Origin of the sequence: Dietzia sp. SLG310A2-38A2 (assembly GCF_014145095.1) — a bacterium.
In the GTDB taxonomy this organism is placed as follows: Bacteria; Actinomycetota; Actinomycetes; order Mycobacteriales; family Mycobacteriaceae; genus Dietzia.
In genome coordinates this window covers 1-3699 of record NZ_JAALDX010000399.1, presented here as the reverse complement: position 1 = coordinate 3699, position 3699 = coordinate 1, and the positions used below count along the sequence as shown (strand labels likewise).

3 protein-coding genes and 1 pseudogene are annotated in these 3699 nt (G+C 69.9%); all 4 read right to left on the bottom strand.

The genetic code is table 11. From position 1 onward, the window contains the following. A pseudogene (locus G6027_RS18960) lies at positions 1-175 on the bottom strand (cysteine desulfurase NifS); the annotation flags it as partial. A gap of 93 nt (positions 176-268) precedes the next feature. Further along, positions 269-1219 (bottom strand): electron transfer flavoprotein subunit alpha/FixB family protein, encoded by a 951-nt coding sequence (locus G6027_RS13755; protein ID WP_182637661.1) that lies wholly within the window; start codon positions 1217-1219, stop codon positions 269-271. A 51-nt stretch (positions 1220-1270) separates the two neighbouring features. Then, positions 1271-2056: an electron transfer flavoprotein subunit beta/FixA family protein gene (locus G6027_RS13750; protein WP_179525538.1), complete on the bottom strand. Its 786-nt coding sequence runs from the start codon at positions 2054-2056 to the stop codon at positions 1271-1273. Positions 2057-2178: 122 nt separating this feature from the next. Continuing rightward, on the bottom strand, positions 2179-3699 hold a 1521-nt coding region (locus G6027_RS13745; protein WP_182637660.1), incomplete at its 5' end, for an AMP-binding protein.

The following is a 3699-nucleotide window of genomic DNA, read 5'->3' as shown; positions in this document are numbered from 1 at the left end:
CGGCGAGCGACTCGCGGGCCTCCTCCACCCGGCGACGGGCGCGGCGGCCGGCTCCGTGGAGAGACGAGGCGTTACCGACGGTGGCGGCCGCGTCGGCGTAGGCGGCCAGGGCCGACGGACGCATCGGGGTGGTCGCGGCGTGGTCGAGATAGTGCGCGGTGCGGATCGTGAGCATGACGTCGGCAAGAATACGCCCGAACGCGCCGAACCCCGGCACCGCAGGGGTGCCGGGGTCCGGTCGGTACTGCTGGACGCTGTCGCGCCGTCCTCACTTACGGGCGTTGATGGCCTCGGTGAGCTGCGGGGCGACGTTGAACAGATCTCCGACGACGCCGTAGTCCGCGATCTCGAAGATCGGGGCCTCCTCGTCCTTGTTCACGGCGACGATCGTCTTGGACGTCTGCATTCCGGCACGGTGCTGGATGGCGCCCGAGATTCCGAGGGCGATGTACAGCTGCGGCGACACGGTCTTGCCGGTCTGACCCACCTGGAACTGACCCGGGTAGTACCCCGAGTCGACGGCGGCACGCGAGGCACCGACGGCACCCTTGAGCGAGTCGGCCAGCGGCTCGACGACCTCTTCGAACTTCTCCGCCGAACCCACGCCACGGCCTCCGGCGACGACGACGGTCGCCTCGGTGAGCTCGGGACGGTCGCCACCGACGATCGGGTTGCGGGAGATGACCTTGGCGGCGTTCTCGGGCTCGGGGACGTCGACCTCGACGACCTCGCCGGCGCCGGCGGTCGGCGTCGCCTCGACGGCGCCCGGGCGCAGGGTGTAGATGGGCGTGTCGCCGGCGACGGTCGCCTCGACGGTGAAGGCGCCACCGAAGATCGAGTGGACCGCCGACCCGTCGGACTTGATCTCGACGACGTCACACAGGGTGCCGGAACCGGTACGGGCCGCGAGGCGACCCGCCACCTCCTTGCCCTCGAACGTGGCGGCCAGGACGATCGCCGCCGCACCCTGCTCGGCGAGCCCGGCGAGGACGTCGACCTTGGGCGTGACGAGGTAGTTCTGCACCGCGTCGCCCTCGGCCACGTAGATCTTCTCCGCGCCGGCCTCCTTGAGGGCGTCGGTGAGCGTTGCGGCGGTGCCGGTCTCACCGAACACGACGGCGGACGGCTCACCCAGCGCGCGTGCGGCGGTCAGCAGCTCGAGGGTGACCTTCTTGAGTTCGCCGTCGACGTGCTCGACCGCGACGAGGACTTCAGCCATGGTGGATTCTCCTTGAAAAAGACTGGTGGGAGTCGATCGGGGTGAGCGCGATCAGATGAGCTTCTGCGCCACGAGGTACTTGGCGACCTCGTTGCCGCCCTCGCCCTCGTCGGTGAACTTCTCACCGGCGCTGCGCGGCGGCTTGGGGACGGACGACGTGACGGTGGTCGCCGCGTTGTCCTTGCCCACCTGACCGGCCTCGACGTTGGTGTCGGCCAGCGTCAGGACCTCGACCGGCTTCTTCTTGGCGGCCATGATGCCCTTGAAGGAGGGGAACCGCGGCTCGTTGATCTTCTCGCCGACCGACACGACGCAGGGCAGCGACGCCTCGATCTCGAAGATGCCCTCGTCGGTCTCCCGCTCACCCTTGATGGTCCCGCCGGAGACCTCGAGGGTGCGCATGTGGGTGACCTGCGGCAGGCCCAGGTACTCGGCGATGATGGCCGGGACGCTGCCCATGCGGCCGTCGGTGGCCTCGTTGCCACAGATGACCAGCTCGGTGCCCTCGATGGTGCCCAGCACGTTGGCGATGGCCCACGCGGTCTGGACCACGTCCGAGCCGTGGAGCGCCTCGTCGTTGAGGTGGACGGCCTTGTCGGCGCCCATCGACAGGGCCTTGCGGATCGCCTCGGTGGCGCGGTCGGGACCGGCGGTCAGGACGGTCACCTCGCCACCCTCGGCCTCCTTGATCTGGAGAGCCTGCTCAACGGCCTTCTCATTGATCTCATCGAGGACCGCGTCCGCGGCCTCGCGGTCCAGGGTGAAGTCCCCATCGGAGAGCTTGCGCTCCGAGTAGGTGTCCGGAACCTGCTTGATCAGTACGACGATGTTCGTCATGGGCCTGCGTCGACCTCCTGCGAGTCGGGGCTGGGTGCGATCCGAACTGGCCGGGCGCACCGGATTGTGGTCCTGGGGACAACAATAACGTCACCCGTGCCCACCCTGCAGGAGCGGGGCCGTCAGTTGATGCGCTTGTCCCACCCCGACCACGCCGCGTCGCGGAGTTCGTTCTTGCGCACCTTGCCCGTCGAGGTGCGCGGCAGGGCCTCGGTGAGCTCCACCGCACCGGGCACCTTGTAGCGGGCGATCCTGGTCCGGCAGTGTTCGATCACACCGTCCTCGTCGAGCTGGGATCCGGGCTTCACCACGACGTACGCCTTCGGGCGCTCACCCCACTTCTCGTCGGGCATCGACACCACGGCGCAGTCCATCACGTCGGGGTGCGACGCGATGGCCTGTTCGACCTCGATCGTGGAGATGTTCTCGCCGCCGGAGACCACCACGTCCTTGGCCCGGTCGAGCAGCTGCACGTACCCGTCCGGATGCATCACGCCGAGGTCGCCCGAGTGGAACCAACCACCGGCGAACGCGGTCGCCGTGGCCTCCGGGTCGGCGAAGTACCCCTTCATCACGCCGTTGCCGGTCATGACGACCTCGCCCATCGTCACGCCGTCGGCGGGGACGTCGACGAGGTGCTTCTCGCCTGGGCTGGTCCGCTGGACCACCCGGACCGTGTCGGCGTGGATCATGGCGACGCCCTGCCTGGACTTCAGGCCCGCACGCTCGTCCGGATCCAGATCCGTCCAGCCGGGCTGGGGGGTGCACACCGTGATCGGCCCGTAGGTCTCGGTGAGCCCGTACACCTGCGTCACGTCGATGCCCAGGTCCTCGAAGCGCCGCAGGATCGTGGGCGAGGGCGGGGCGCCGGCCGTGACCATGCGGATCCCCGTCACCGGCCGGGCCGCCGGGTCGTCGGCGATCGTGCTCAACACCGCCGGGGCCCCGGCGAGGCGGTTGATCCCCTCCTCGTCGAACAGTCTCCAGATCTCATCGCCCCGGACGGCGCGCAGACACACGTGGGTGCCCATCGCGCCGGTCAGGGCCCATGTGGTGCACCACCCGTTGCAGTGGAACATCGGGAGCGTCCACAGGTACCGCGAGTCCGCGTCGAGCCCCTGGGTGATGATCTCCCCGAGCGCGTTGAGGTAGGCGCCGCGGTGGGTGTACATGACACCCTTGGGCCGGCCTGTGGTGCCCGAGGTGTAGTTGACGGCGATCACGGCGTCCTCGTCCTCCACCGTCCACGGCACCGGTTGCGGGGAGGCCAGCGCCAGACCCTCCTCCAGCGCCTCGGCGCGGGGGCCGAAGCGGGCCGGGTCCGGCTGGGTGCCGTCGGCGTCGGGGGTCACCAGGATGAGGCCGATCGATTCCGGTACCTCGTCCCCCAGCCCTGCCAGGAGACCGGAGTCGGCGATGAGCACCGAGATCCCGGCGTGCTCGGCGATGTACGCGACCTCCGGGGGCGCGAGACGGGTATTGAGGGCCACCACCGCACCGCCGGCGAGCGGGACGGCGAACTGCGCGAGGAGCGCCTCGGCGGAGTTGGGGGCGAGCACCCCGACGCGGTCGCCCCGGGCGACACCGCGCATCCGCAGGAGTGAGGCCAGTCGCGTGGCGCGGTCGGCGAACTCCGCGTAGCT